Below are 1,080 nucleotides of genomic sequence, written 5' to 3' on the forward strand. Positions count from 1 at the left end.
TGAGTTTGAATTACCCTCTGACGCTGATAAATCGAAACGCTAATCTTAGTATTCAAGGGGCCATTCATTTTGTAAAGCAGTAAGCTTAAGCGGCTGAATAAGAACCGTGACCATTTAATGAAATTAAGAAGAAAGCCTCTCACAGCGCCATACTGCTCTTTTTAGGCTGCAATATTGACAGCACTAAAAACCCTCGCCCTGCTAAGCCATACCATCCGGATGAAGGTGGACGTTAAGTAAGGAGATGATGAAAGGGAGCCACCTGACTCAGCGTTTAATCGAAGAAGGTCCCTGTCGTATGACAAAAGAAGGTTGCCGCGCCGTTTTTTTTGCTTGTCCTTAAGTATTTATTTTTCTATTGATTTAATTATTTATCTTTATACGTAGTGTTCATAAGCGCAGCCCCTTATTGATGGCCATTGTAGCGGTCTTTTTTATCCTTCCTTTCTTGCACGGCCTTTCTTATAAAAAACCGTGAATAGAGAAATCCCTTCCGAATGAGACTGCGTGCGCAAGATAACCCTGAATAACCTGTTGGGAGAAACCAGAAAAATGAGAGATAGAGCAGGGTAGGCTAAGGTTCAGACGTGCTGATCCCTCCGCCTTCGCGGAGACGAACGTGTCTTTTTAATTAGGGGCCAGGTCCGGTTGATACTCACTAAAGAAGGCTGAGGTTGATTGCGCATAGGTGTTTAACGTTGACGCATTGAAGATCTCTTGTATCCCTGACGCTATCTTACGGAAAGAGAGCCATTGAAAGCTCAGTCCTTTCTTTGTCTGGCGTTCCCGTGTTGCGAGGATCAATTCGCTGATGTTGGTGTAACGCACGACTTTTAAGTCATTAAAGAAGCGAGGTGTAAACTGTTTGTACGCGGGTGCACTGCGTATCGTCCCTTCGTCTTGGTCGACACACACATTGATCCGCTCACTGTGAAAATAGCTGGCACGCTTTAGATACTTCACCGCTTTAGCAAAGGACTTCGGCGAAATAAACTCTCCAAAGCGCAACGCATAATCTTCTTGAAGCTGGTCGTAGCTGATGGTTTTCAATCCCGCTTCGGTGGGCAAACCGATGCGCCC

At 45.2% G+C, this 1,080-nt stretch carries 1 pseudogene; it reads right to left on the reverse strand.

Annotated features, from left to right (window positions below):
- Positions 1–627: 627 nt before the first annotated feature.
- A pseudogene (locus ACED59_RS24515) lies at positions 628–1,080 on the reverse strand (hypothetical protein); the annotation flags it as partial.

Origin of the sequence: Vibrio sp. FF266 (assembly GCF_041439695.1) — a bacterium.
GTDB classification, from domain to species: domain Bacteria; phylum Pseudomonadota; class Gammaproteobacteria; order Enterobacterales; family Vibrionaceae; genus Vibrio; species Vibrio tasmaniensis_A.